Origin of the sequence: Celerinatantimonas diazotrophica (genome assembly GCF_004339545.1) — a bacterium.
GTDB lineage: Bacteria > Pseudomonadota > Gammaproteobacteria > Enterobacterales > Celerinatantimonadaceae > Celerinatantimonas > Celerinatantimonas diazotrophica.
On sequence record NZ_SMGD01000004.1, the window covers coordinates 65,610 to 92,400 of the forward strand.

Sequence of the window (26,791 nt, forward strand, 5' to 3'; positions counted from 1 at the left end):
AGTGCAAATTAGTGACTACTGACTGACGACAAGTTGGGCCAAGTAAATTGCGCTTGGCCCTTCATGAGAGGAGTAATAACTGACCCGCAATTGGCTTCCATCAAGCCACGCGAGTCCAGCGTAACTGGTATCTCCAGCGGATGGCAGCGCTAAAACTTCAATGATTTCACCGCGTTCAATATCAATCCGACAAATACTCGTACGAAACGGCTCAAACAATCGCACGACCGCCAACAGCGGTTGATCCGGGCGATAATAAGTTAACACCGGCCCGCCAATCCGGGTATCCAGTATTTGCCACTGCCAATGCAGATATGGCGGCTCGCTCTGTCCCAGCATTGCGCGCGGATCTTTCCCATCACGACGCAACAAACAATACATGCGCTGTTGTGGCGACAAGCACAACCCCGTTTCATTCGGATAACCATCGACAATCTGATTTTCATTCAATGGGTTATCTAACAATAATTGAGAACTAAAATCCTGCTGGATCTGATAAAATTTAAGTGTATTTGGATGCTGATAAGCAAATCCATAACTCCGCTCAGTGCAGCCCTGCAGCCGCCACAACCACTGGTCTGGTTCAGCTAGCAACGCCACTTGCTGCCAGTGATTTTGCTCAAACTGATATAAAACGGAGTACAACTGCTTGCCTTCAACCCGCGCACAATTGAGCAATAACGCACCACCGACCGAAACAGAAAACTTTGGATCTCTTAAATCCCCAGCGGCTCGAATCACTGCATTTTCACACCAGCCATCTTGGGTTTGCACCATCACGATAATCACTCCATCTTGACGGTGATGACTGGAGGCGCTTCGATAAGCCAGCCAAAGTCGCCCTGCAAAATAGACTAAATCAGTAAATGCCAGATGAAGTGCGGGATCTTTAGCAATGCAATCCAGCTGTTTAAGCGTGATATTCATTCATTAAGATGCTTTTATTGTGTTTATTGCGAATAATTAAACGCCTCGGAACCACTTCCAGCCCACTTTGATAATCGCCATCCAATGCTTTTAAGACGATGTTAATCGCTTTTTCAGCAATAATCGGCATCTGCTGTGTCAAGCTGTTTACCGGATGAGTCAGTAAATCTAATAAGCGATTATTCCCAAATGTAGCCAACGTCAGCTTGTTAAGCCATTCGGGGCGCTGAACTAACTGCGAAAGCCCCCCATCAAGCAGCACATAGGCGGTCGTTAAAATAAGGTCGGGTTTAAACTCCAAAGCCCTATTCATCATCACCGCCCCCTGTTCTTGGCTAAAATGATGACCATAGAAAAACTCATAATCGGCATGGGGAAGATTTTCTTTAAGCGCCTGACAGGCTCCAGCTTCACGCTCACTGGAGACTTGCAGTTGCGGCAGCGCGCCAATAATCGCCACTCGATGCATGGACTCATTCAGGCTCGATTGCATTAACGCCGCCGCTCCCTTGCGGTTTTCGCTGGTAATGTTGGCGAATAGCTGTGGATCAAGCCACCGGTCCAGAGCGACGATCGGTTTACCAGAATTTAATAACTTCGGATAAAAATCATTATCAGGAGGTAAACTACTGGCAACCAACAGTGCATCAACCCCTCGGGCAACCAGACTTTGTACCAGATGGATCTCGACCTCGGGTAAATCATCACTACAACAGATAATCAGCTGATAACCACGCTCTCGAGCACTTTGCTCCAGATGCTTGGCCAACTTAGCATAGCTGGGGTTTTCCAGATCGGGCACAATGCACCCCAGTGAGCGGCTACTGCCAGAGCGCAGTTGTGCGGCACTTTGATTAGGTTGATATTTATACTGCTCAACCACCGCCATTACCCGTGCGACAGTCTTGTCACTAATGCGATATTGCTGAGCTTTGCCATTGATAACAGCACTGGCAGTCGTTCGCGAGACTCCGGCTAACAACGCAATTTGAGCAAGTTTCATGGACACACCTCAATTTGATCCGGCTCACAACCTAGAAAAAAAAACAAAAATAGCTATTGCATCAAATGCTGACACGATTCAGCATACCTCATAATTATTTTGTCCCAAACAGATTGGGGCTAAAAAAACTTTTGATAGTGTGGGTTTTTTCAAAATATAGAACTAAGTCACACTTTCTCTTTTTTACCCAACGGCTGAATCGTTTTAGCTAAGCTAAAGTCAAACAGCGACAACGAGCAAAAGGAATCGAGTATGCTGAAAATTCATACTGACAATATCTCACTAGGTGCTAGCGCAGCAGATAAAACGGCAGCGATTCGCCTAATTGCAAACAAACTGAGCGATGCTGGTTTTGTCAAGAGCGGTTACGTTGATGGCATGTTAGCTCGAGAACAACAGTCAAGTACCTATCTGGGAAATGCAATCGCGATTCCTCATGGTACAACCGATACCCGCGACCAAGTTGAACAGACTGGCCTGCAACTCGTGCAATTTCCACAGGGCGTTGACTGGGGCGAAGGCAATATCGTTTATCTCGCCATCGGGATTGCTGCCCAATCGGATGAACATTTGACGATTTTGCGCCAGTTAACTCGGGTACTCGACCAAGATAACCTCGATAAAAAGCTTAAAGATGTCACTGATCCTCAGGTCATTGTTGATTTGCTCAGTGGCAACGCATCGCTGAAATTTGACACTGATTGCATCGTTCTTGATTTCCCAGTTTCTAACTTAATACAGTTACAGGCGGTGGGAGCCGGACAGCTCAAACAGACCGGAATTATTGGCGATCAAGGCATCACTGAATTGATGAGTGCTACACCTACACCACTGAATGATGGCGTATTACTCAGCTCATCCAGTCAAGATGTGCAAACCAGTGGCATTAGTATCATCCGTGCTCAGCAACCATTTGATCATGATGGGCTCAAAGTGCAGACACTCATCAGCGTTGCTACTAAAGATGACAAAGCGAAACCGGTACTAGAAAAATTGGTTGAACTGCTCAATAACAATCAGCTATCTAAACTTAACGAAGCCAAAGACAACAATGAGTTACTGTCGCTGTTAAGCGATAATACAGCACCTGCTCAAGCCTCTGACGCACCAGCTCAGGATCTCCCAGAAGGGGCAGAGCAAGAGGTGGTTAAACTGAAAAACCCTCATGGCTTACATGCTCGTCCTGGCGCGGTTCTGGTCAAAGCGATCAAAGAATATGATGTAAAAATTACTGTTGAAAACCTCACCGAAGGGACCGGTCCCGTGAATGGTCGCAGCCTGATGAAGGTCATCGGCCTAGGAGCCCAATACAACCATGAACTGCGCTTTACCGCTGAAGGTGAAAACGCCCGCCAAGCTCTGGATCATATCAAAGAAGCCATCAATGCTGGTTTAGGAGAGAAGCTATGAGGGTCGCAACGATAACCCTAAATCCAGCTTTAGACCTTACAGGCCAGCTCAACACGTTGACAGTTGATAGCGTGAATCTTATCGATCAGGCCAGCCTGACGCCTGGAGGGAAAGGGATTAATGTGGCCCGAGTACTCAGCGATCTGGGCACTAAATCAACGGTCAGCGGTTGGTTAGGCGATGAAAACCAAGACCCATTTGTTCATCTGTTTGAGCAAATTGATGCCAGAGACGAATTTTTGCGACAAAGAGGAACAACGCGAACAAATGTAAAATTAGCCGAAATCAATGGCCGCGTGACCGATATTAATTTCCCCGGCATGGCCATCGACCATCAGGCTGTTCAACAGATGGAGAAGAAACTCACCGAGTTAGTCGCTGATCACCAGTGGTTCGTGCTCGCAGGAAGCCTCCCTCGCGGCGTGAGCCCAACTCTTTATCAGCGTTGGATTGAGTTACTCAACAAGCAAGGTGCTCGTGTCATATTTGATAGCAGCGCAGATGCACTCAATTATGGACTTGAGGCTGCACCTTATTTGGTTAAGCCAAACGAGCATGAACTTGCTCAATGGATTGGCCATGAACTTAACGATGAGAATGAAATCATTAAAGCGGCACGCCAGCTCATCAACAAGGGAATTACCCATGTGTTGGTCTCGCGCGGCAGTGATGGCGTTATTTGGGTAACGGAGCAACAAGTTGTTAAAGCTAAGCCACCTAAAATGAATGTTGTCAGTACCGTTGGAGCAGGAGATTCTATGGTTGCAGCAATGACCCATGCTCTCACTCAGGGCTGGGATGTAACCAAGAGCGTCACTTATGCCACAGCAGTTTCAGCATTGGCTGTAACACAGGTTAGCGTCGGCATCGGCGATCAAAGCAAACTCGAGTCGTTAATTGAGCAAATACAACTTAGTGAATTGCCTAATACGTGAGGAGCCAAAGGATGAAAATAGCCATTATTACCGCCTGCCCTGCGGGTGTCGCCACAAGCTTTATGGCAGCAAGACGCTTAGAAGAAAAGGCGAAAAAACAAGGTATTGAAACATTAGTTGAGTGTCATTCTAATGTTGAACCCGTTCAGTTATTAACCGCCGAACAGCTCGCTCAGTGCGATAAGGTGATTCTAGCTGTTCCGCAAAATCACAATGTGGATTTATCCCGATTAAACGGGCTAAATGTTGTTTTAAGCAGTATTGATACAATTTTAGCTGACCCTCAGGCAGTACTTGATAGTGATGCAAAATCATTTGAAGCACCGCAACAGGTCGCACCAGCACAAAGTTCGGATCATCTTAATGTGGTTGCCGTAACAGCCTGTCCAACAGGTGTTGCGCATACCTTCATGGCTGCCGAAGCCCTCGAACAAGCTGGGCAACGTCGTGGCTGGACAATTAAAGTTGAAACTCGCGGCAGTGTTGGCGCCAAAAATCAACTTACAGATGATGAAATTGCCAACGCAGACTTAGTGATTCTGGCAACCGATATTGAAGTAGACCGATCACCATTTGCCGGTAAAAAAGTTTATCACTGTTCAACTGGCTCAGCATTGAAGAAAACTCAACAGGTACTGGATGACGCAGTCGCAAATGCTACTGTTCAGTCTGGCTCATCCTCTGGTGCCGCAACGAGCGGTGGTAGCGGTAAAAAAGAAAAATCAGGGCCTTACAAACACTTGTTAACAGGTGTGTCATTCATGCTGCCAATGGTCGTTGCCGGTGGTTTGCTGATTGCGATTTCATTTATCTTTGGGATCCATGCGTTTGAACAAAAAGGCACTCTAGCTGCAGCATTAATGGATATTGGTGGCGGAACAGCCTTTAAACTGATGATCCCAGTGCTCGCCGGTTATATTGCTTACTCAATTGCTGACCGTCCTGGCTTAACCCCTGGTATGATTGGTGGTTTACTCGCAAGCACTCTCGGTGCCGGGTTTATCGGTGGTATCATTGCTGGTTTCCTCGCAGGTTACACGGCTAAGTTTTTTGCTACAGCCATTAAATTGCCAGAAAGTGTTGAATCACTGAAACCAATTTTGATTATTCCTCTGCTTGCCAGCGCAGTTACCGGCCTTGTCATGATCTACGTCGTGGGCAAACCTACTGCGGCTCTGATGGAAAGCATGACTCACTTCCTGAAAAACATGGGCTCAGCAAACGCAATTTTGTTGGGGATCGTTGTAGGATTGATGATGTGCTTTGACTTGGGTGGCCCAATTAACAAAGCGGCCTATACCTTTGGTGTTGGCTTGTTAGCCTCTCAGACTTATGCGCCAATGGCTGCAATTATGGCTTCAGGTATGGTTCCTCCTCTGGGTATGGCTATCGCTACCGTGATTGCCCGCCGGAAGTTCAGCAAAGCAGAAACCGAAGCTGGTAAAGCCGCATTTGTGCTAGGACTGTGCTTTATCACTGAAGGCTCAATTCCATTTGCTGCACGAGATCCATTACGCGTAATACCAGCCAACATGATTGGGGGCGCAATTACAGGCGCGCTATCAATGTACTTTGGATGTAAACTGATGGCTCCGCATGGTGGTATCTTCGTTCTAGCGATTCCACATGCAATCAATCACGTCCTGCTTTATTTAATCTCAATTGTAGTCGGTGCTGCAGTAACAGGTATTATTTATGCCTTCTTCCGCAAACCAGATACCACTTCAATTGCCAAACCTGCAAGCGGGTCAATTATTTAACCTTCGCTTTAATAGCCTGAGCTCACGCTCAGGCTATTGTTTCCACCTTAAATCTGTACAAAGTCCACCAATTAATTCATGATTAAAGTTAAGGTTATTACCTTAATGGAGTTTTTTCATGGTGATGATGGATCCGCTTGAGCAGATGCTACGCATTGATTTGCGACAATATCATGGTCAATCTGACTTACTAAGCTATGACCTCGAACAATTAGCCAGCCACTATCAACATCCGGTTCAGGTATTGGATGAGCTTGCTCACCAACTCAAACTCGATAGTAACGCACTGCAACGCCAATTTGGCCGTGTATTATTTCAGTATCTGCTTGAACAACACCCTGATCTGCTCGATAACGCCAAAGACTGCTTCGAGCTTTTCAGTCACCCTGATACCCCCTTACAACTTGAAATCGGTCATATTTATGCTGACAATCCCCCGCCCCGCTTCACAGTGGTTCAATGGCAACCCCCAACATTATTAGTGTTCGATTATCAATCCTCGTTACCTTTTGCTCATGTTTGCCATGGTTTTCTAAAAGCCTGTAGCAACTACTTTGCCGAACCAATCGCCATTCACCAACAATTGATTGATGGTGCTTTAAACCATGCCCGTTTTACGATGGGAGCACCTAATTAACGCATGACTCTGAATGAATCATATAATATTCGCCATAAAGATAGTGAACAATTAAATTGTGTGCTATCTTTATAATTACTAGATATCACAACATGAACGATGCGATGTATCAGCACGATTTACAGAGTCAATTGAAGGTGCTTGATATTGCCTCACAAGTAGATTTCGTGTGCGCTTAAACCATGGGCTCTAATAAAGAGATAAGTATTGAGTCATGAGTAAGCCCTTTCAACATTGGGAAGGCAATGATTTGAGCACTTAATCACCAAGGCACGGCATTTTCGGATACAGATGACCGATGCTTAGGCCAATCAATGTGAGCGGCCAAAGCTTGCTAAGCGGCGCAAAGAGTTCATTTATTAACACCATGCTTAAACCCAGCGAAAGAAGCTGATTTTAGGTAGAACATTTAAAACAGAGTTATATCCTATATATTCAGGAGAATAAACGATGACCATTGAAAAAGTACTTTACCAGACCAGCGTAACCACCACCGGCGGCCGCGAAGGGCACTCCAGCTCAGAAGACGGCGCATTAGATTTAAATCTTGCAACGCCTAAAGAACTCGGTGGTAAAGGGGGTAACGGCACAAACCCTGAACAACTATTCGCAGCTGGTTATTCAGCCTGCTTTTTAAGTGCGATGCAGTTGACCGCATCTCGCGCAAAAGTAGCACTCCCCGCCCAGACTAAAGTGACAGGTAAGGTGGGGATCGGCTCTATCGGTGAAGGGTTTGGTATCGAGGTTGAATTAGTAGTCGATATCCCAGGAGTCGAACACAGTATTGCACAAAATATCATCGATAAAGCCCATGAGATCTGCCCTTATTCAAATGCAACTCGCGGTAATATTGACGTAACACTGACGGTTGCGGAATAAAACCTAGGGACTTTTTTATAGGTGGTTCGTTAACAGTTTACAGGCTCCAAAGCCTGAATGAATACTGTCATTCATTGTCACGACTTACATGGCTTCTGTAACCGCTGTTATTAAGCATAGAAGCCATCTTAACTTACTTTAAGCCCACGCTTCACAGCTAAAACACAACGAAACCATAGCAATTGATAGCTTGAGCATTCTATCTCATCATTGTCTGATGCCATCGCGCCTACCCATCACCACCAGTAAAGACTCAAAACCAGGAATATCAGGTGTTATCTGTGTCCACTGCGATTTTTGGTTAGCGGTGTTTTGAACTCGCTTGAAAAAACACCAGCTTAGTAAATCATAAAATGTGATTACCATCATATTAATCTAATGAATATCGCTAAATTGTTTGAGGTTCATCTGGTATTTCATTTTTGTAAATTGAATAAAATTTCTACTTAACATTAACTTACGGGACAAATTGCTTCGGGCATGTAACTGGTAAAGCAGGCAGGACCCAGACGAGTGAACAGACACTAGTGTTCACTCGTTTGGGTCTTTTTTTTGCTTAAATAAAACGCAAAGGCGATGTGTTATGGATTACATAAAAACTGCAGAGGGAATACTCCAACAGATTGGAGGGAAAGAGAATATTTCTCACCTGACTCACTGCTCGACAAGAGTTAGGCTGACCCTTGTTGATGATTCTTTAGCCGATTATAAAGCACTGGAATCTGTTCCAGGGGTGATTGGCGTGAGAAATACCGGGCAGTGTCAGATCATTATCGGTAATGAAGTGATCGAGGTCTATGACGCGCTTAGAGAGCTTGTCGGCGATACCACTGGCTCGCAAGGTGCTCAAGAAAATAAGAAATGGTCAGCCGTAGTGCTCGATTTCGTCATTAGTATCTTCCAACCGCTCATTCCCGCCATGGCCGGTGGTGGCGTATTAAAATCATTACTGCTTCTTTTGGTTAGCGTTGGATGGATGGAGAAAGGGTCAACGGCCTATGCCATACTCGATGCTATCGGGAGTGCGCCGCTCTATTTTCTGCCAATTTTAGTTGCCATCACAACGGCGATGAAGCTCAAAGTCAATGTTATCGTAGCGGTATCTGCAGTTGGCGCTTTGCTTATCCCGAGTATGACGAAGCTGCTTGCCTCTGGCGCGGTGGTTTTTGAAATATCACTTCAGAATGTTCCGTATGCATATCAGGTGTTTCCTGCGATTTTAACCGTGTTATTTTATTCTCAAATGGAACGTCTGGTGACGCGTTACGCACCTAAATCAATACGGGTCTTTTTCGTGCCACTCGTCTGTTTAGCGGTGACCGTTCCGGTTACCTTATTGCTGCTAGGCCCCTTGGGATATACCGTCGGGACAGGTATGTCTACTGTCATTCTTGCTATTTTTCATACGCTGGGATTTGTTGCGGTTGCCTTATTGGCTGCCATTCTACCTTTTATGATAGCGACAGGAATGCATAAGGCGATGATCCCTTACGCTGTTAACGCTATGAGCCAATTCGGCAAAGAGGTGTTATACCTTCCTGCATCTCTGGCTCACAATATTGCAGAAGCGGGGGCAAGCTTTGCCGTTGCTCTCAAATCAAAGGATGTCGGCTTACGTTCTACGGCAATTTCAGCGGGGATCTCAGCATTGTTCGGTATTACAGAGCCGGCTATTTATGGTGTTACCTTACTGCACAAACGGGTTCTGTATAGTGTCATGATCGGGGGAGCTATCGGTGGGGCGGTGATGGGACTGTTTGGGATTGAAGCGTTCGCCCTTGTCGGCCCAGGGCTTGCGAGTATCTCGATGTTTACTTCGCCAGATAACTCAATGAACCTTATTTATGCGCTTATCTCAGTCCCTATATCGTTCTTTGCTGCTTTCCTTTCGACCTTGATTTTGTGGCATGCAGACGATGGAACCAAGCAACAAGACGATGCTGAACCGGTAGCAACCGCTGAAAAGGCAGCTAAAGCATTTCCTTTTAAGTCACCCATATCAGGAGAAGTCATTCCTATCGAGCAGGTGAATGATGATGTTTTTTCCGCGAAATTGATTGGGGATGGTATCGCCATTATCCCAGATGACAACGTATTGTATGCGCCCGTTGACGGTGTTGTGACAAGTATCTATGCAACAGGTCATGCGGTTAATTTCATCGCTGATAACGGTGCCGAGATTATTTTCCATATTGGTCTCGATACCGTTCAGCTAGAAGGTAAGTTTTTTGAACCGATGGTTCGGTCAGGTGAAAGAGTCAAATCCGGCCAGCCACTGGTTAAATTCCAGAGAGAGAACATCGAACAAAGTGGTTATGACACGGTGGTAGTTTGTGTAATCACCAACTCAAATGAATATAAAATTCAACCAGTTATGAATAATAATCAAGTAAAAAATCAAGATGTCATTATGATGGTAGAGGAGTTAGCGTAATGAGTAACATGAATAGTTTTCCTGAGGGGTTTTTATGGGGCGGTGCTGTTGCAGCGAACCAAGTCGAAGGCGGATGGAATCAAGGGGGGAAAGGGCTCTCCGTCGCTGATATGGCCACTTACAAGAAAAATGTTGATGTAAAGGATTATGACAGCCACATGGTGATTTCCTCGGACTTCATTGCCAAAGCCATGCAAGATGAGACAGATCAAATGTATCCGAAGCGTCGGGGAATCGACTTCTATAACCATTATGTAGAAGATATCGCCCTGTTTGGTGAAATGGGACTGAAAGCATTACGCCTTTCAATTGCGTGGACACGCCTGTTTCCTACCGGTGAAGAAGAAACGCCAAATATGGAAGGCGTGCAGTTTTACATCAATGTATTTGAAGAATTAAAAAAGAATAACATTGAACCCATTGTGACGCTTTCTCACTATGAGATGCCGCTCGCCTTAGCGGTCAAAAATAACGGCTGGTATGATCGCGCAGTCATTGATCACTTTGTGCGTTTTAGTAAAGCGTGTTTTGAAGCGTTTAAACCGTACGTGAAGTACTGGCTGACATTTAATGAGATCGACAGTATTTTCCGTCATCCATTTACGACAGCCGGTATCATTGCAGATCAGTGCCCGGCAGGCAAAGAGCGAGAAGTGATTTATCAGGCTTTGCACCATCAGTTTGTGGCTTCGGCTCTGGCCACCAAAGCGTGCCATGAGATGATTCCGGAAAGTCAGATGGGATGTATGCTGACCAAGCTGACGACTTATCCCAATACTTGTCATCCGCAAGATGTCGAAAAGACGCTGCTTAAAAACCTAGAAAACCTATCTTATGCTGATGTTCAGGTCTTTGGTGAGTACCCATCTCTGACCACACGCCTTTGGGCATTGGAAGGCATCCATATCGACATGCAACCACAGGACCTCGACATTATTAAACAGCATACCGTCGACTATGTGTCATTTAGCTACTATATGTCGTTAACTGAATCTGCTCGTGATGATTTAGAAACAACCGCCGGCAATACCATTCTGGGCGTGAAAAACCCCTACTTAGAATCGACCGAGTGGGGATGGCAGATAGACCCGATTGGTCTTAAAATCTCATTGCTTGAAATGTATGACCGTTATAAAAAACCGCTTATGATTGTGGAGAATGGGATGGGCGCCAAAGATGAAGTGGTGGATGGAAAAATCCATGACCCCTATCGCATTGCTTATTTCCAAGCACACTTTGAACAAATGAAAGCGGCCATTGAGTTGGGAGTGGATCTGATTGGCTATACCAGTTGGGGAGTCATTGACTTAATCAGTGCCGGTACTTCACAAATGTCTAAGCGCTATGGTTTTATCTATGTCGATCAAGATGATGACGGTAATGGGACCTTACAACGTCTTAAAAAGGATTCATTTTATTGGTATAAAGATGTTATCAAAACAAATGGCTCATCACTGTAAGTGAGCATCAACAGGGAACCTATGCTAACCATAAAGAAGACGCTCAATTCAAGCGTGGTTTTGGTTGAACAGAATGGTCAACCGATGATTTTGCTGGGTAAAGGGATTGGCTACGGTAAAAAAGAAGGGTCACAAATCAAGTATGATGATGTCAGCCAAGTTTTTATGCCGGTGGACAACCTTTATGTCAAGCAAATGCTTGATAGCATAGATTCGATCCCTGCGGTTTACTTCGAATTAACCCAAGAGATAGTAACTTACGCAGAAAAGGTGATAGGTCAAAAGTTAAATAATGCTATTTATTTCAGTTTGACGGATCACCTTAACTTTGCGGTTGAACGTTTTCACAATAAAATCGCGATCACCAACCGAGTGTTTTGGGAGATAAAAACTTTCTACAGTAGAGAGTTTTTAATCGGTAAATATGCCGTCTCACTACTCAATCAACGTCTCAATCTTGAACTGCCAGAACATGAAGCAGCGAATGTCGCGTTCCATATTATCAATGCGCAAAATGGCGATAGTACAGATGCTAATGGTACTAAATATGCGCATCTGGTAGGGAAAATTGTAAATATTGTTCGATACACTGTAGGAGGTGATATATCCCTAGAAGATATTCACTACACAAGATTTATTACGCACGTTAAATTTTTTGTCGAACGATTCTTCACTGGAAAAATGCTGCAAGATAATGAAACCCTTTTGTTTGAGCATCTACAATTTAAATATCCAAAAGCGATGAATGGTGCTTTTAAAATCCGTGATTACATTTCTGAGACTTACAAAGAAAATATATCGAACGAAGAAATTACATATCTTGCAGTTCATATTAATCGACTCATCAACGTGATTGCTCCAAAACATAATTGAAGGTTGGTAAGGCTTTACCAATATAGAGATAGAGCGAGTTGCTCTGTGTGGTATGAAAAGTAAACAGCTAATGGGGCTGTTATCATGGTTTCGCGAAAAATCATAATAACGACGCCCCTGGACACATTGTTATCCAGCCAAGGGGTACCAGTTCTATTGCCAAACGCAACTAAATCGTCTTTTTTCGCAGTTATTCCTATCGACCGGCTTCACCGGGAGTGGCCGTCTTGGCCACCCTCCGCAAACCCTAGTGGGACATTGTCACCATGGCACCGGTCCATTTTCATCAAAAAATCCACCTGTTGGACCAGATTCTGGCAAAGATGCGAGTTTCACGACGATCTGTGCGGCCTGCTCCACGCTGCGTGTGCCATTGTGATTATTGAGATCAGTCGCGGTAAAGCCGGGATCCGCCGAGTTGATTTTAATGGCCGTGTTTTTTAACTCATAGGCTAACTGAACTGTAAATGCGTTGATCGTAGTTTTGGATGAGTTATAGGCGAGCGGTTTCACATGTGCAAACTCGTAATTTGGATCACTGTTTTGTGTCAACGACCCAAGTCCAGATGACATATTGACGATTCGTCCTGCTTCAGATTTGCGAAGTAATGGCAGCATGGCTTGTATAACCGCGAAAGCACCAAACACATTGGTTTCGAAGGTCTTCCGAAGTAATTCCATGCTTACTTGGCTTGGCGGCACTCCGCCGTCTAAGGCAATACCTGCATTGTTGATCAAAACATCGAGCCTGCCAAAACGTTCGCCAATCAGACTCGCTGCTGCCTCGATCGTCTTGTGATCGGTGACATCAATCGGAACAAATACAGCGCTTAACCCCTCTTCGGTGAATTTTTTTTCGACTTCAGTCCCATGAGGCTTGGAGCGAGCGCCAATCAGGACAGTATACCCCATCAGCGCAAGTTCTCGTGATACTTGCAGGCCAATGCCCTTGTTTGCTCCGGTGATAAGTGCGATCCGTTTAGAGTTCATATATTAATGCTCCGCTATGTCTAATGCTTACCATCCGGTGAATGGCCTGGTTAGCTTTGATTGATTGCAAAAGAACTGCCCGCTGCTGCCGAAATAATAACTAGCTGTTCTCCGTTCGGGTGTACCTCAAAAATCCAGACACCTTCGAGATCCGAAGTCCAAATGAACCTCGCGAGCAAGCGAAGCAGTGTCTCGGTTTTTTGCATGATTCCCGCAAGATCACTGGCGAGATTCAGGATTTACTGGTTTGGGCGCCAAGGGTTATGAGCGTGTAACTATTTGCCCAAACGGTCATAAACCTTCGCCAAATTTTACTTCGTTAAGTAATTATCCTGCCTTCTTCGGCCCAATTAAGTAGTAAACAACGCAATACAAAAGCTGCAGCATTGCGCTATAAACACAAAACTCACCGCAAACCAAAATTACCACGCGTTGCGAGTCACGGTTGAATGATTTGCTATATTGCTAGTCTTTACACCAAACGCTTCGTACACCAACGCTACTAAATCCTACTGATTTACAGTTCTTACTACTCGTGCTGTTGGGCATTACATCGGTTAAAACCACCTTGAGACCTAAAGATATGGCATCTTCAATTCGAGCTCTCAGTAATGCCGTTTGACATCCATTTGAACGATAGCTCTCTTGTGTGTAGGCATTAGCTAATATTGCATATTCATTCTCGATAAAACTCGTTGCCCAAGCACATGGCTTACCATTTATTTTTGCAACATAGCAACGAAAAGTATCAGTACAATATAGCGAGCGCTTCTTCTCCCAGATTTCGTCCGTACACTCTAATCCTGACGTTTTGAGCAAAGCCAAAAATTCATCAACATTGTCTTGAGCCCATCGTTCAACTGATACGCGATCTGAAACCGCTTTGGACACTGCGTAGTCTGATACCCGTAGTTCAAGAAACTCATGCTCATAAGCTGGTACAAACTTATGGCTTGATAACCATGCTTTCAGATCGTTTGTCATGGCCTTTGGCTCAATCGAAACCTCAGGTGAAAAGCTATCTTTAAACAATTTCAGATGATGCTCTAAGTTTTCTGCGCTACAAGCGCCATGGATGATCATCTGATTATCATACTTGCGTGTTTTATCCACAAAAACAGAGCATTCTTCCGTTTCAACCAAAGAGAGTTCACTTGCCAAATCAGTTGAAAGGGTTCGCTTATTATTAAACTGGAAGTAAGAGCTATATACGTCTTTGACTCTTTTATCTTGCATCGTATCCTCAATATTGAATGAAATATAAACGCCAAATTAAGGGGCGAACAACGCGACCACCTTACTTAAACCATTGTGCCATAAATACTCAACTAACTTGGAGTGAAAGCGCCAAGCGTTGTGAATCACTCTTAAATTTATTGTATGGATAATAACTAATAACAGGACACCCATCCTATTCACATGGGGAAAATCGTAGCGGCGTTGCTGATTAACAATGTTCCTGAGCTTGGCCATATCACCAATAAGCAAGCAGCTGCTCTAATCGGTGTGGCTCCCATGAATCGAGAAAGTGGCCATCATTACCTGTGTTAGAAAAATGGTTGTGGTCCTAAATTCGATGCTCAGAGATGGGACTATGTGGAACGCAAATATGGCGAAAAATTAACTATTGACGCCATACTCGTTTGTTATGTTTTTGGAACAACAGCCTCAAGCTCATTTCTTAAATTTTTCAAACTATTATCGTAACTAGAAGTTAAAGAGACCCGAATAATAGGAGTTTTATTTTTTTTAGCTCTATCGATTTCTGTCTGAACCCATTGTGATTTAGTTATTGAATTTGTGGAAATCAACACTACTAGATCTGAGCAATCTAGAGCATCCATAACAAACTTTTGTTTATCAGTAGCTTGGTTATCAAAGACATCAACAAATGGTTGCCCATACTCTGATACAATATTTGAGACTGCCTTGAGGTAATCAAAGGTGACCTCTTCGTCTATAAGTGTATAACTAATAAATATATTCATTACGATATAACACCTTTCAACAATAGCACTAAGCCCAAGACAGACAGAGTCATTAAAACGAAGTAGAGTGTCATTGATAAGTTAAACATGGAACTAATCCAGCTAGCTTCAACTGGACGAATGTCAGTATCAGTAACTTCATTTCTGTTTGCAATTGCCTGCAATCGAGTATTCATTCGACGTCGTGTTACACGCTGAAAATAATAAGCTGTAAAGTCTGCGATCCAAAAACCAAAGGAAATCAACAAAGGTACAATGAAGTATGATGGGTCAAGATTGTTGGATGTAAGTTTACCTAGTGCCACAGCCGCAACGCCAATTAGAGCTACACACAATTTTTTGAACTCAAAACAGTTTTGACTAATTTTCAAAGTCGCTTCATGAAGTTGCGTGATCTCAATCCAATCGATCTCGTCAGTTGCATTGCGTTTGTACTCTTGCTGTTCTAGTTCACTGTTCATTGAAATTAAATCTCCAACCTCACTCATAGCCACATAATATCTGATTGCTTACGGAGAGAAAGCTAACGCAGCCAGCACGTGCGGCTTTGTAGTGAAGGCGAAGCCGCAACGAAAAAGCCGTTTCTGTTGCTAGCCTTGTTAACTGTATATGGCTCGCTGCTTTGCATCCCTTTCTTTATCACTATCCTCGATCACTTCAACCGATCTGATTTTTATATCAATGTAATCCTGTGGAAGCGATGCCTCATGTGCACCTATCAGAACGTGATTTACATACCAAGAATAAGGTTTTAATGTTTCATCGATTTTGGTGGCAACGTAAGTTATAGCAGTTATTGGAGTTCCATCATCGGCTGTTACCGTTACTTCTTTTTCTTCGTATCCATATCCAAGGCCTTCAGCCCTATCTAATGCAGGTTTCTGAGCAGGATCAATTTTGAACAATACACCATACATGACACTTTCCGAATCAGCGGTGAAAAATGCATCACATTTCCCCGAACCGTCTTTGCTCGACTTGTGAAACCTCAAGTCATGATGACTAAGAGTAAAGTAACCTATAGTCTCGGCACTTGGAACTCTTTCCCTTAGTCGAGAAAGTGACATATTAGATCCGTAAGCGAAGTAGTGCATGACTCTCCTGAACAGTTAACGCCCTGTTAAGGGGTGAGCAACGCAATACCAAAGCCGCCGCATACCACCTTAAACACTTGAACCAACGCATAGTAAAAATGCCATGCGTTGCGAATCCCTCTTGAACAGTTTGTATGGATAATAACTACTCAAATTAGGGTAAAGTGAGACCCAAGCTTTAGCTGCAACTAAAGCTCTCTATGTTGTAGTTCGATTGAATTCTGGCTCCTCTATCGAGAGACCGATAACAAACATGAACGCGACATAGAACTCCAAGCATCAAACTCGAATACTCGACCGGGTCTCGAACCCGCATGACGCAAGCATGAGTTAGCTTATTATGAATACAAACGCACTTCAAAACATTCATGTCGGTATTGATACTGGCAAAGCAAATCTTGATATCTACATCCGACCGCTAGATTTTTTTCACTGTACCCAATGATGATAAAGGCATTAAAGACGCAATCAAAATCATCAAGAAACACCAGCCTGAACGCATTGTGATTGAAGCAACTGGTCGCCTTGAAATGCCCTTTGTGATTGCTAATCCCATTCACATTAAACGCTTTGCTGGGGCAATTGGACGTAGAGCTAAAACGGACAAGCTCGACGCACAATTAATAGCTCATTATAGCGAAGTGATTCAGCCTAAACTCACTCAGTTAAAACCAGAAATAATGCGCTTAATGAGTGACTTAGTCGCAAGACGACATCAAATATTAACGATGCAAACCATGGAGAAAAATCGTTTACAACAACTTCCCAAATCGCTTCACTCGACCATTAATCCAATCATCACACTATTCAAAAAACAGATAGAAAAAATAGAAATCCTAATCATCAAGCTTATTGAAACAGTCCCCACCTATCAGAGCAAAAATACCATTCTGCAAAGTGTTCCTGGCATAGGTAAAGTGAGTGCGGCAGCCATTATCAGTAACGTTCCTGAACTTGGTTATATCACCAATAAACAAGCAGCTTCTCTAATCGGTGTCGCTCCCATGAATCGAGAAAGTGGCCGCTACAAAGGTAAACGAATCATCCAAGGTGGTCGTGCTCAAGTTCGAACCGTTTTGTATATGGCAATGATGTCCGCTATGCTATCTAACCCTGTTTTCAAATCCACATATCAACGATTGCTTGAGGCTGGGAAACTAAAGAAAGTGGCGATCATTGCCTGCGTTAGAAAGATGGTTGTGATCCTAAACTCGATGCTCAGAGATGGAACTATGTGGCACGCAAATATGGCGAAAAATTAATTATTGACACCATACTCGTTTGTTATGAATATGGTTCTAGGTCGAGATAGCCTACTTCTATAAATTCATACTCATCATTTATTATGCGATTAATCACTTCCAACCCCAGCTGAGGGTCATCCACTTTTAAGCATAAATTTCCCCTATCGTATTCCTCCTTTAAAACGATATTTCTCATCTCTTCAAAAATACCCCAACAATGAAAAGACAAAAGCTCTGCTCGATCTAACATCATAGGTTTATAGTCTATCCACTCGTGAAATCCTTCTAGACGCGGTGAGCAGAACTTTCTTAAAAAAGGTTTACCAGAATCTGAAATGTTCTGTAAAGCATCTCCTTGACCAGTTGGAGCATGCCATTGCGTCAGCTTTAAGAATCGCATTTGCATTTCCGTTAAATCATCTAAGCTACTAACTTCATGAAGAAAACGTTCGATAGATTTGAATGGAGCCATGTTGAAAATAGATATGCTGTAGGGAGCCAAACTAATTTCCAAATGGTCTTTCCAAAGAAATGCAAAACCACTTGATCTTTGTCTATGACCTTCAGAAGACATCACCTGTATTGCAGTTTTCATCTGTTCAATATGATTATCTAATCGACTTCGATCGGCACTTCGATCATATAGATTATTATCGTATAAGCAAAGTTGATAACCCGCCAAGTGCCTTTCAGAAATACTAAACCCAACATTTGCTTCCAATATTGAATCAATACTTATAATTTCTAACTTAATGCCATCATCAGTATTTTGGGGTTGGAGACATATAATATTTTTTTGATCCCAAAAGATATCATGAAATATATAGTGCCTCATTAAAGTAGGCCAATGGTTAGATATTATAACGTGAAATAGGTCCCCTTCAGACAAATAAGGAATATAGCTCCTCACTTCGCAAGAGTAAGCGGATAATTCTGTACCGACTTCTCTTGTCGGTCCTGATATATTTTTCAGTTCGACAATCACAACTCCCTGTGATTCAGCAGAATAGAAAAGAAAGTCAGGTCTCAGAGAGTCAGGTCTTTCAATGGAAATGTTCTCATCCTCTGATATTAGATCCAATATATTCAGAGACTTAGCACACTTAGAGAATGAACTAATAACCTTGCTAGCTTCCTCACTATCAGCTTCATAGCTATCTAAATAGTCAGAATTGGATATTAGATCATTTAACCCATCCAAACCTTCCAACTCACTGACCAACCACTCTTGCATTTTCGATTCATTTTCAAACATCGAATACATGTCCATATTAATATTCATGACGTGTAGTTCAATTGCCGACTACTGGCGCTAATTTTGGAAACCAAAATTCGTGACAGTAGGAGGTCAATTGGAACGTTTTGTTATGTTTATTTTTTTATCGCTGAATTCAGTTCCATTAATTTTTTCTTTATATTACTTTCAAAATCAGAACACCATTGTTCTTGACCATAATTATCAGTAGAGCTAGATTTACACATTAACTCATCATATTCTTTCCACTTTCTGATAATCCGCTTATATCGATATTCTGAAATATACACACGAATAGTTTCAATATCTGAACGAATTATCCTCTTATGTGTTGGGTTTGAATCAAAATTATTAATATGTTCATAGATTTTTTGTTTTAATGGAATAATTACAGCCCTACACTCTTTTGCTCTTTCTCTTCCAATTGCAAACCTATGATTTATAAAAGCACCGATTAAAATACCTAATATTCCACTTAAAATCCCTGACGTCCATGGTGACATTATTTCTCCTTAAACATAACATTTTAATAATGCAAATGCGCGTTTACACGGTGCTAAAGAGCTCAAACAATCACCTCTAACACTCTGTTTTCTGCCTCTTTTAAAGCTTAACCCGTTGCCACTCAACACACAAATTCTAGCATGCGCGTTATATCATTTCCCTACGCACGTTATTCTGGCTGCGACACCGATTAATTATTAATCTTAAAACACTTTCATTAATACTTTTATAACAAACCGCGCAATTAAACCAATGCTTAAGTCATAAAAACAGGCATTCAATTTGCGAAAATCAATCGTTACTGTGTGTCCATTTTACTTCTAAAGGCTACTTATGAACGATTGCTTGCGGCAGGAAAACCCAAAAAAGTAGTGATAGCTGCCTATATGAGAAAGATGGTTATGATCTTAAAATCGAGGCTCACAGGCGGTGTAATGTGGGATAACAATAGCGCCAGAAATTAACTATTGACGCCATAGTCTCTTGTTATGTTTGTAGCCATTTGTACATAACATAGCTATCAACTAACCCTAAGTGAGCATGCTTATATGCCTTGGGAATCGTACCTATGATTTGAAATCCTAGCTTTTCCCACAGCTTCACCGCAACTTCATTGGTAGAAACCACGCTATTAAATTACATAGCATCAAAGCCAAGCCCTAAGGCAGTTTCCTGAGAATGTTCACACATCAGGCGTGCAATGCCCTTGCCTCTAGCCTCGCTAGACACCATGTATCCACAATTACATATATGGCTACTTGGCCCCATTGCATTTGGCTTGATGTAGTAAGAACCCAGTACAACGTCATTTTCTACGAAAACAAAAGCTTTCAGGGGAGATTCACACCATAAAGCGAATGCTTGTTCTAGCGTCATATTTGGATCAAAGGCATAAGTTTCTTGGGCTTGAATGACCGCTGAAAATGTTGGCCAAAACGACTCAAAATCGGCTTTTGTGATTTCCCTAATCATGAATTTCCTCCTAGAACATAACATTTTTATATTGTGCACACTCAAAAACTGCCTGCACACTTTTATTCTAGATCCCTATAGTGATCATTATTAGATAAATACATGCTGTTGCTCAGATACACCTCTGTCACAAAGTGTGCGTGCACAATAACTCCTCTACAATATTTCATAGCATGATGATTTATCGTTATTTCAATCATATTTATAAAACAAAGTATGCGGCAAAAAAGACAGAATGTGCCCGATATTCTTGGTCCCCAAGGATCATACGGATGATTGATACAGCATTTGTACTGAAAATAGCAGTCTCTATTGGCTTAGGGCTTTCATTCGCTCCATCATCACAGTAATCATCGATCACTCTAGAAAGTAACGAGGTTTTTGGTAAGTTATTTCAATAACATAGAATAACAGCCAATCATTGCGATCATTTGCGGAAGATGAAGCCATTGCAGACGGTCATGCTGAATAACGTTAGATGTCATTGCCTAGTGAATGCTAAAGCGAAATAAGGGATAAGTGCGACAAAGAGAAACAGATCAATCGAATAAAATAGGAATGATAGGAAATAGTGATAAGAAGAAAATTCGAAGTGGTCGGTGAAGAGGGATTCGAACCCCCGACCCTCTGGTCCCAAACCAGATGCGCTACCAAACTGCGCTATTCACCGACATATAGATAACTTGCTATCCATCCATAAACATGGTGCGAGAAAGGAGACTTAAATCGCCATAACTGTGGTTAACGTGTCTACCAATTTCACCACCCTTAAGATGGAACTTAAACGTATATTTAAGCTTAGAAATTCTTACATCAATACAGAAGAAGTGGTCGGTGAAGAGGGATTCGAACCCCCGACCCTCTGGTCCCAAACCAGATGCGCTACCAAACTGCGCTATTCACCGACATATAGACTTCTTAAACTCATTTTATGATTGCTCATAAAATGGTGCGAAGGGGGGGACTTGAACCCCCACAGCCGTAAGGCCACTAGCACCTGAAGCTAGCGTGTCTACCAATTTCACCACCTTCGCAATGGGGTGAGTGATGGGGTTCGAACCCACGACAACCGGAATCACAATCCGGGACTCTACCAACTGAGCTACACCCACCATTGTCTTTCTTTTGCTACTTAAAGTAGCTAGCGTTGCCTGGCGCACCCGAGAGGATTCGAACCTCTGACCTTTGGCTCCGGAGGCCAACGCTCTATCCAGCTGAGCTACGGGTGCTCAACGCTGGCGGAGGCGTATATTATGCACTTGAAGGGGCTATGTCTAGACCTTTTTCAAAAAAATTTATCAATTGTGCGATTTTTACACCATTTGGCCAATTTTTATTGTCAAATGTGCCCCACCAGAATTTTATTCTACTTTTTATGGAATTGGATGCCCGCGAACATCTGTGAGTAATAAATACCACTGAAGTCGAGTTAACTCAATATCAGCTGCTTTGGCACAAGCGCGAATACGCTTCGCATGGGTCGTTCCAATCACAGGCTGAATACCGGCTGGATGGCGCATCAACCAAGCTAACAAGATGCTTTCCCGGGTACCATTATATTCTAAAGCATACGCATCGAGGCGCTCTTGAGCGGCGGCAATCTCAGCATTTCGTGGTTCTCTGGCAAACAGTCCCTGTGCCAACGGACTCCACGCTTGCACCTGAATCTTATTACGCTGACAATACTCTAACAATCCTTCATTAAAGTAGCTGTTCTTGCCTTGACAGTCATTCACTGTCACCGCGGTTTCAATAAAATCGCGATGGGCTAAATTCAGTTCGAGCTGATTGACCACCAATGGCTCGTCAATGAACTCTTGCAATAAACTGATCTGTCCGGCATGCATGTTAGAGACACCGAAGTGTTTAACTTTGCCTTGTTCTTTTAATAACCTAAACGCCCGAGCAATTTCTTCTGGTTCCATCAACGGGTCAGGACGGTGCAGGAGTAATATATCCAGATAATCGCATTGCAATCTTGCTAAAGAGCCTTCAACACTTTCTATAATATGTTCATAACTTAGATCATAACGCTGCGGCCCAATATCATCGCGCAGATAGATACCACATTTAGATTGTATATAAATCTGCTCGCGCAAATCTGGCTGTTCTTTTAAAACGTCACCAAAAATTTGTTCAGCACGCCCATTACAATAGATATCAGCATGATCAAAAAAATTAATCCCCTCCTCCAGCGCAACCTCAATGCATTGCCGGGCAAGAGAACGATCACTATTGCTGAAAGTTGCAGAATTTTTATCGCCACCTAGTCCCATACAGCCAAAAGCAATAGGGCTGACATCAGCAAGCGTCGTTGTTAATGCTAAGTTTCGCATTGATATCTTCCTCACTGTTATAGATTTTCGTTTCTAGCTTAACGAGATAGCATCAAATGATCACTTATTGCGAACAATATTTACGCGAATTTATACTCACTTCACGATCTTCGAAATTACTGCTTTGAACTAAACAGATATAGGTCGCTTAACCCGTCGTCCCCACTGATTCAATGCGATCGCTAGTAAAATTAATAGCAATGCCCAAGCCGTTGTATGCGGCGGACGTTCATTGAGTAGCCAGCCGCCCAGTAAAAAGCCGATCACCGGCACCAGATAATTGCTCATCGATGCAAAAGTGGGGCCGCTGAGCGCAATCAAAGCCATGAAGACAAAATAACCAAATCCCGTTGATAACACACCTAACATCAAAAGCGATACCAGCGAATGGGTCGAGGGAGACGCTATAGCAGGGGCTTTAATGAGCGCAACAACAACCAGTTCAATTGCCGCGCAGCTTAAAATATTGCGTGCCACCAATAGCGGCGATTCACGCGCAAATCGTTTCACTAGTAACATACCGAGAGCATAACAACCGGCACTGGCTAAGATCGCTAACAACGGCCAAAAACGGGTCAAGCTATTCCCCGCGCCTTGCAGTTGGGGCGCAAATAAAACCCAAATCCCAGCAAACCCAAGTAATACGCTAACCAGTGCAATAGGCCGCAATCGTTCCGCAATAACAATAGGAGCAAAAAGGAGTGTTAAAAGAGGGATCATCCCCATAATGACCGCTGATACAGAGCTATCAACCTGCTTTTGCGCCCAAGCAAGCAGCAAAAAAGGGAGTGTCGCATCAACAAGGGCAATAAGCAGATAAATTGGCCAGAATCGCGCTTTACTCTTAAAACGAAACACAGCGCATAAGATCCAGAGCGTCAAAGCTCCGGTAATTGCACGCCCAGCGGCCACCCAAACATCGCTGATTTCCGCGACGGCCTGACGCATAAAAACGAACTGAGCCCCCCACAAAAGACCAATCAAGGTCAAATACAGATATTTCTTCATAATTTCTCCTTTGTGCGGAAGTCTAGCGCTATTGGCGCTGTCACCCAACCCAATTTGCTAATTTGGAGAAATCACCGACCAACAATCAAGCAGCCATAAAAATGCTTAGAGAGCGTCACGAATACGATAGTAAGTCATTGCTAACACTAATGCGGGCGTACGAAGCATTCGCCCACCAGGGAATGGTCGATGCGGTATTTTGCTAAAAATATCAAAGCGCTCGGCATTGGTAGCTACGGCCTCGGCCATCAATTCTCCGGCCATCGCCCCCACCACCATCCCATGACCACTATAGCCCTGCGCAAAATAGACGGACGGGTATAATCGACCAAAATGGGGGGCTCTGTTTAAGGTCACCCCAAGCCATCCGCCCCATGCATATTCCATAGCAACATCACTAAGCTGTGGGAAAACTCTCAGCATTTTTAACCGCATCGACTCTTTTAGATTCCGCGGCACACGGCGGCTATAACTGACCCGTCCGCCGAACAATAACCGGTGATCGCGACTGAACCGATAGTAATCAAGCGCCAGATTAATATCACAAGCCGCGATTTGCTGTTTGATTAACGATTCACAACGCGCTGCAGTGAGTGGCTCAGTTGCGCCAATAAAGGTACCAACCGGCATAATATAGCGATTGAGCTGTTCTGAAACGCCATCTAGATAGCCATTGCCCGCAATGATCACATGGTTCGCATCGACAGCCCCCTGCAAAGTGGTGACACGATTGAGCGCTCCAGGGCTCAGCTGAATGACGGGGGAATGAGTATAAATAGCAGCGCCAGCGCTTACAGCGGCCCGGGCGAGTCCCAAGGTATAGTTTAACGGATGTAAGTGACCACTATTGCTGTCGTACATACCGCTGGTATAACGAGAGCTGGCGATTTGCTCACGAACTCGGTCCCGGTCCCAAAATTCTAAACTGGTATATCCGTAGTGCTCAACCAGCTGATGATATTCATTTTGTAGTGCGCGATCTTGAGCAGGTTTCGTCGCTAAATGCACCATGCCATCGCGCCAATCGCAATCAATGCCATAATCACGAATGCGCTGCTTTGTTTTCTCGAGACCTTCCAGTGCAATCTGCCAAAAATGATGCGCATCATCGTAACCAACCCATTGCTCTAATTTACGCTGTTCAACCGCCCAGCCAAAAATAGCTTGTCCACCGCTTCGCCCCGAAGCTCCATGACCAATCTCATTGGCTTCGACAACTGCAACCCGATATCCCTTCTCGGCTAACTTCAGCGCACTCACCAGGCCGGTTATCCCGGCGCCGATCACACAGACATCCACACGCGTCGTTGTTTGCAATGGCGCACTCTCAGGGGCTTTATGAGCGCTAGCCTGATAATAAGATGGCAAATCATGAAGCGATTGCATAAGCTCTCCTTGCGTGTTGATGTGTTTTAAACGCCTTAAAAATATTCACCAGTTCACAGCTACTTATCTAAACTGATGATAAACAAATGATTGTGAAAATTTTTTAACTTACCGACCATTTGTCATAAGCAGTGTAGATATTAAGAGCAAGTTTGATAGATAAATTAGCGCATTCATCAACGTTCATCTTATCGAGGAACTATGGATCACATAAGAAAGTGGATTACCGATCACAAAATCACTGAGGTGGAATGTCTTATTCCAGATATGACTGGTAATGCCCGCGGTAAAATCATTCCGGCCCGTAAATATTTACATGAACAAGGTCTACGGCTGCCCGAATCAATATTTTTCCAAACAGTAACTGGTGAGTGGCCCGATGATGACAGCATGGTCGACCCCACCGAGCGGGATATGCAGCTAGAACCCGACCCAGCAACTATTCGGCTGGTGCCATGGACCAAAGAACCCACCGCTCAAGTCATTCACGACTGCTATAACCACCATAATCAGTTGGTCGATATTGCCCCGCGCTCGGTACTTAAACGAGTGCTCAAACTCTATGCTGAACAAGGTTGGTTCGCACACGTAGCACCCGAAGTCGAATTCTTTTTAGTCCAACGCAATCTCGACTGGGATTATCCACTTGAGCCACCAGTTGGGCGCAACGGCCGTCCCGAAACGGCCCGGCAGTCATTTAGCATCGATGCCGTCAATGAGTTCGACCCGATATTCGAAGATATGTACGACTATTGTGAGGCTCAGCAGTTAGATGTGGAGACCTTAATCCATGAGTCTGGGGCGTCTCAAATGGAGATCAATTTCTTACACGGTGACCCACTCTCGCGAGCCGATCAGGTCTTCTTATTTAAACGAACCATGCGCGAAACAGCTCACCGCCACGATGTCTATGCCACCTTTATGGCGAAACCCATGGAGCAAGAACCAGGCAGTGCCATGCATATTCATCAAAGCCTGACCGATGAACATGGGCGTAATTTATTTAGCCTAGAAGATGGGACCAATAGCCCACTGTTTCTCAACTACATTGCTGGCATGCAGAAATACACACCGGCCGGGCTGGCCTTTTTTGCGCCTAACGTGAACTCTTACCGCCGCTTAATGCTCGGTGATGCCGCCCCCACCAATGTCGAATGGGGAGTCGATAACCGCACGGTAGGGCTGCGGGTTCCCTACTCGGAACCCGCCGCACGACGCGTTGAAAACCGCTATGCAGGCTCTGATGCGAATCCATATCTGGCCATGGCGGTATCGCTAGCATGTGGCTATCTAGGCATGACCCAAAAACTGACCCCAACGCCCATGTATGTCGGGGATGCAACTCAAGCGCCTTATTCACTGCCACGCACCGTTGAAGATTCATTAGAGCTACTCGAGCAAAGCGATGACATGCGCAACATTTTAGGGGATCGATTTGTGAGTGCTTATGTAGCCTTAAAGCGCAAAGAGTATCAAACTTTCTTTCAGGTTATCAGCTCATGGGAAAGGGAGTTTTTGCTCCTTAATGTCTAGGGCGTGTTGATCTTTGCTGTACATATTTCATTCAGCAATACATCGGTAGCCACATTATCGTAAATGCCAGTGATACCATACTGGCGTAATTCCTTGCTAACTTGTCATATCTCGTTGATATAGAACGAAAGTGCTTAATCCTTGCGAAAGCATTCTCAACCAG

22 protein-coding genes, 5 tRNA genes and 4 pseudogenes are annotated in these 26,791 nt (G+C 43.9%); 12 read left to right on the forward strand and 19 right to left on the reverse strand.

Features of this window, described 5'->3' with window-relative positions:
* Positions 1-15: 15 nt before the first annotated feature.
* On the reverse strand, positions 16-927 hold the full coding sequence (locus EV690_RS02090) for an exo-alpha-sialidase (protein ID WP_131911299.1): 912 nt from the start codon (positions 925-927) through the stop codon (positions 16-18).
* Positions 911-1,930, reverse strand: coding sequence for a catabolite repressor/activator (cra, locus tag EV690_RS02095; RefSeq protein WP_131911300.1), 1,020 nt, complete (start codon positions 1,928-1,930; stop codon positions 911-913). The genes EV690_RS02090 and cra overlap by 17 nt, the downstream gene beginning before the upstream one ends.
* 252 nt (positions 1,931-2,182) lie before the next feature.
* Between cra and fruB the strand changes: the two genes are divergently transcribed.
* The 8 genes from fruB to EV690_RS02135 all read left to right on the forward strand — a co-directional run bounded on the left by fruB (position 2,183) and on the right by EV690_RS02135 (position 12,318).
* Positions 2,183-3,340: a fused PTS fructose transporter subunit IIA/HPr protein gene (fruB, locus tag EV690_RS02100; protein WP_131911301.1), complete on the forward strand. Its 1,158-nt coding sequence runs from the start codon at positions 2,183-2,185 to the stop codon at positions 3,338-3,340.
* Positions 3,337-4,275 (forward strand): 1-phosphofructokinase, encoded by a 939-nt coding sequence (pfkB, locus tag EV690_RS02105; RefSeq protein WP_131911302.1) that lies wholly within the window; start codon positions 3,337-3,339, stop codon positions 4,273-4,275. Before fruB ends, pfkB begins: the two co-directional genes overlap by 4 nt.
* Positions 4,276-4,286: 11 nt before the next feature.
* Positions 4,287-6,035, forward strand: a complete 1,749-nt coding sequence (locus EV690_RS02110; RefSeq protein WP_131911303.1) for a PTS fructose-like transporter subunit IIB — start codon at positions 4,287-4,289, stop codon at positions 6,033-6,035.
* A 118-nt stretch (positions 6,036-6,153) separates the two neighbouring features.
* On the forward strand, positions 6,154-6,672 hold the full coding sequence (locus EV690_RS02115) for a heme NO-binding domain-containing protein (RefSeq protein ID WP_131911304.1): 519 nt from the start codon (positions 6,154-6,156) through the stop codon (positions 6,670-6,672).
* A 450-nt stretch (positions 6,673-7,122) separates the two neighbouring features.
* On the forward strand, positions 7,123-7,551 hold the full coding sequence (locus EV690_RS02120) for an organic hydroperoxide resistance protein (protein ID WP_131911305.1): 429 nt from the start codon (positions 7,123-7,125) through the stop codon (positions 7,549-7,551).
* Positions 7,552-8,134: 583 nt separating this feature from the next.
* Complete coding sequence (locus EV690_RS02125; RefSeq protein WP_131911306.1) at positions 8,135-9,985, forward strand: beta-glucoside-specific PTS transporter subunit IIABC; 1,851 nt, start codon at positions 8,135-8,137, stop codon at positions 9,983-9,985.
* A complete protein-coding gene (locus tag EV690_RS02130) occupies positions 9,985-11,445 on the forward strand; it encodes a glycoside hydrolase family 1 protein (RefSeq protein WP_131911307.1) in 1,461 nt (486 codons plus the stop codon). The genes EV690_RS02125 and EV690_RS02130 overlap by 1 nt, the downstream gene beginning before the upstream one ends.
* 21 nt (positions 11,446-11,466) lie before the next feature.
* The gene (locus EV690_RS02135; RefSeq protein ID WP_131911308.1) at positions 11,467-12,318 is read left to right on the forward strand and encodes a PRD domain-containing protein; all 852 of its coding nucleotides are present in this window, start codon (positions 11,467-11,469) and stop codon (positions 12,316-12,318) included.
* A 261-nt stretch (positions 12,319-12,579) separates the two neighbouring features.
* Here the strand turns inward: EV690_RS02135 and EV690_RS02140 are convergent, their stop codons facing one another.
* Positions 12,580-13,308 carry an SDR family oxidoreductase gene (locus tag EV690_RS02140; protein ID WP_131911309.1) on the reverse strand — a complete coding sequence of 243 codons (729 nt, stop codon included), beginning with the start codon at positions 13,306-13,308 and terminating at the stop codon, positions 12,580-12,582.
* Positions 13,309-13,773: 465 nt separating this feature from the next.
* Complete coding sequence (locus tag EV690_RS02145) at positions 13,774-14,544, reverse strand: GNAT family N-acetyltransferase (protein ID WP_131911310.1); 771 nt, start codon at positions 14,542-14,544, stop codon at positions 13,774-13,776.
* 183 nt (positions 14,545-14,727) lie between these two features.
* On the opposite strand from EV690_RS02145, the pseudogene EV690_RS02150 reads away from it, so the two are divergent.
* A pseudogene (locus EV690_RS02150) lies at positions 14,728-14,932 on the forward strand (IS110 family transposase); the annotation flags it as partial.
* Between the two features lie 22 nt (positions 14,933-14,954).
* On the opposite strand, the gene EV690_RS02155 reads toward EV690_RS02150, so the two are convergent.
* The 3 genes from EV690_RS02155 to EV690_RS02165 all read right to left on the reverse strand — a co-directional run bounded on the left by EV690_RS02155 (position 14,955) and on the right by EV690_RS02165 (position 16,390).
* Entirely contained in the window at positions 14,955-15,296 is a 342-nt protein-coding gene (locus EV690_RS02155) for a TIR domain-containing protein (protein ID WP_131911311.1), read from the reverse strand.
* Positions 15,296-15,784, reverse strand: coding sequence for a hypothetical protein (locus EV690_RS02160; RefSeq protein WP_224054947.1), 489 nt, complete (start codon positions 15,782-15,784; stop codon positions 15,296-15,298). The genes EV690_RS02155 and EV690_RS02160 overlap by 1 nt, the downstream gene beginning before the upstream one ends.
* 111 nt (positions 15,785-15,895) lie before the next feature.
* Positions 15,896-16,390 (reverse strand): gamma-glutamylcyclotransferase family protein, encoded by a 495-nt coding sequence (locus tag EV690_RS02165; RefSeq protein WP_131911312.1) that lies wholly within the window; start codon positions 16,388-16,390, stop codon positions 15,896-15,898.
* 340 nt (positions 16,391-16,730) lie between these two features.
* Here EV690_RS02165 and EV690_RS02175 point away from each other — a divergent pair.
* Positions 16,731-17,652: pseudogene (locus tag EV690_RS02175) on the forward strand (IS110 family RNA-guided transposase).
* Positions 17,653-17,674: 22 nt separating this feature from the next.
* On the opposite strand, the gene EV690_RS02180 reads toward EV690_RS02175, so the two are convergent.
* Positions 17,675-18,889, reverse strand: a complete 1,215-nt coding sequence (locus EV690_RS02180; RefSeq protein ID WP_131911313.1) for a hypothetical protein — start codon at positions 18,887-18,889, stop codon at positions 17,675-17,677.
* Between the two features lie 116 nt (positions 18,890-19,005).
* A complete protein-coding gene (locus tag EV690_RS02185; protein ID WP_131911314.1) occupies positions 19,006-19,392 on the reverse strand; it encodes a hypothetical protein in 387 nt (128 codons plus the stop codon).
* A 318-nt stretch (positions 19,393-19,710) separates the two neighbouring features.
* On the opposite strand from EV690_RS02185, the pseudogene EV690_RS18355 reads away from it, so the two are divergent.
* Positions 19,711-19,857 (forward strand): annotated as a pseudogene (locus EV690_RS18355) (IS110 family transposase); the annotation flags it as partial.
* Positions 19,858-19,879: 22 nt separating this feature from the next.
* Here the strand turns inward: EV690_RS18355 and EV690_RS02195 are convergent.
* The 9 genes and pseudogenes from EV690_RS02195 to EV690_RS02235 form a co-directional block, all read right to left on the reverse strand.
* Positions 19,880-20,365, reverse strand: a pseudogene (locus tag EV690_RS02195) (GNAT family N-acetyltransferase).
* Between the two features lie 593 nt (positions 20,366-20,958).
* Positions 20,959-21,035 (reverse strand) — tRNA-Pro (locus EV690_RS02200).
* Positions 21,036-21,193: 158 nt separating this feature from the next.
* Positions 21,194-21,270, reverse strand: a tRNA-Pro gene (locus EV690_RS02205).
* A 42-nt stretch (positions 21,271-21,312) separates the two neighbouring features.
* Positions 21,313-21,399: transfer RNA gene (locus EV690_RS02210), tRNA-Leu, on the reverse strand.
* A 2-nt stretch (positions 21,400-21,401) separates the two neighbouring features.
* Positions 21,402-21,477, reverse strand: a tRNA-His gene (locus EV690_RS02215).
* A gap of 40 nt (positions 21,478-21,517) precedes the next feature.
* Positions 21,518-21,594: transfer RNA gene (locus EV690_RS02220), tRNA-Arg, on the reverse strand.
* A gap of 144 nt (positions 21,595-21,738) precedes the next feature.
* Positions 21,739-22,701, reverse strand: coding sequence for an aldo/keto reductase (locus EV690_RS02225; protein ID WP_131911315.1), 963 nt, complete (start codon positions 22,699-22,701; stop codon positions 21,739-21,741).
* A gap of 129 nt (positions 22,702-22,830) precedes the next feature.
* Positions 22,831-23,709: a DMT family transporter gene (locus EV690_RS02230; RefSeq protein ID WP_131911316.1), complete on the reverse strand. Its 879-nt coding sequence runs from the start codon at positions 23,707-23,709 to the stop codon at positions 22,831-22,833.
* 105 nt (positions 23,710-23,814) lie between these two features.
* Positions 23,815-25,095, reverse strand: coding sequence for an NAD(P)/FAD-dependent oxidoreductase (locus EV690_RS02235; protein WP_131911317.1), 1,281 nt, complete (start codon positions 25,093-25,095; stop codon positions 23,815-23,817).
* A 201-nt stretch (positions 25,096-25,296) separates the two neighbouring features.
* Here EV690_RS02235 and EV690_RS02240 point away from each other — a divergent pair, with 201 nt between their 5' ends.
* Positions 25,297-26,628, forward strand: coding sequence for a glutamine synthetase family protein (locus EV690_RS02240; protein WP_131911318.1), 1,332 nt, complete (start codon positions 25,297-25,299; stop codon positions 26,626-26,628).
* Between the two features lie 31 nt (positions 26,629-26,659).
* On the opposite strand, the gene EV690_RS02245 is transcribed toward EV690_RS02240, so the two are convergent.
* Positions 26,660-26,791, reverse strand: a 132-nt coding sequence (locus EV690_RS02245) for a transposase (protein ID WP_165872632.1), incomplete at its 5' end; no start/stop codon positions are given.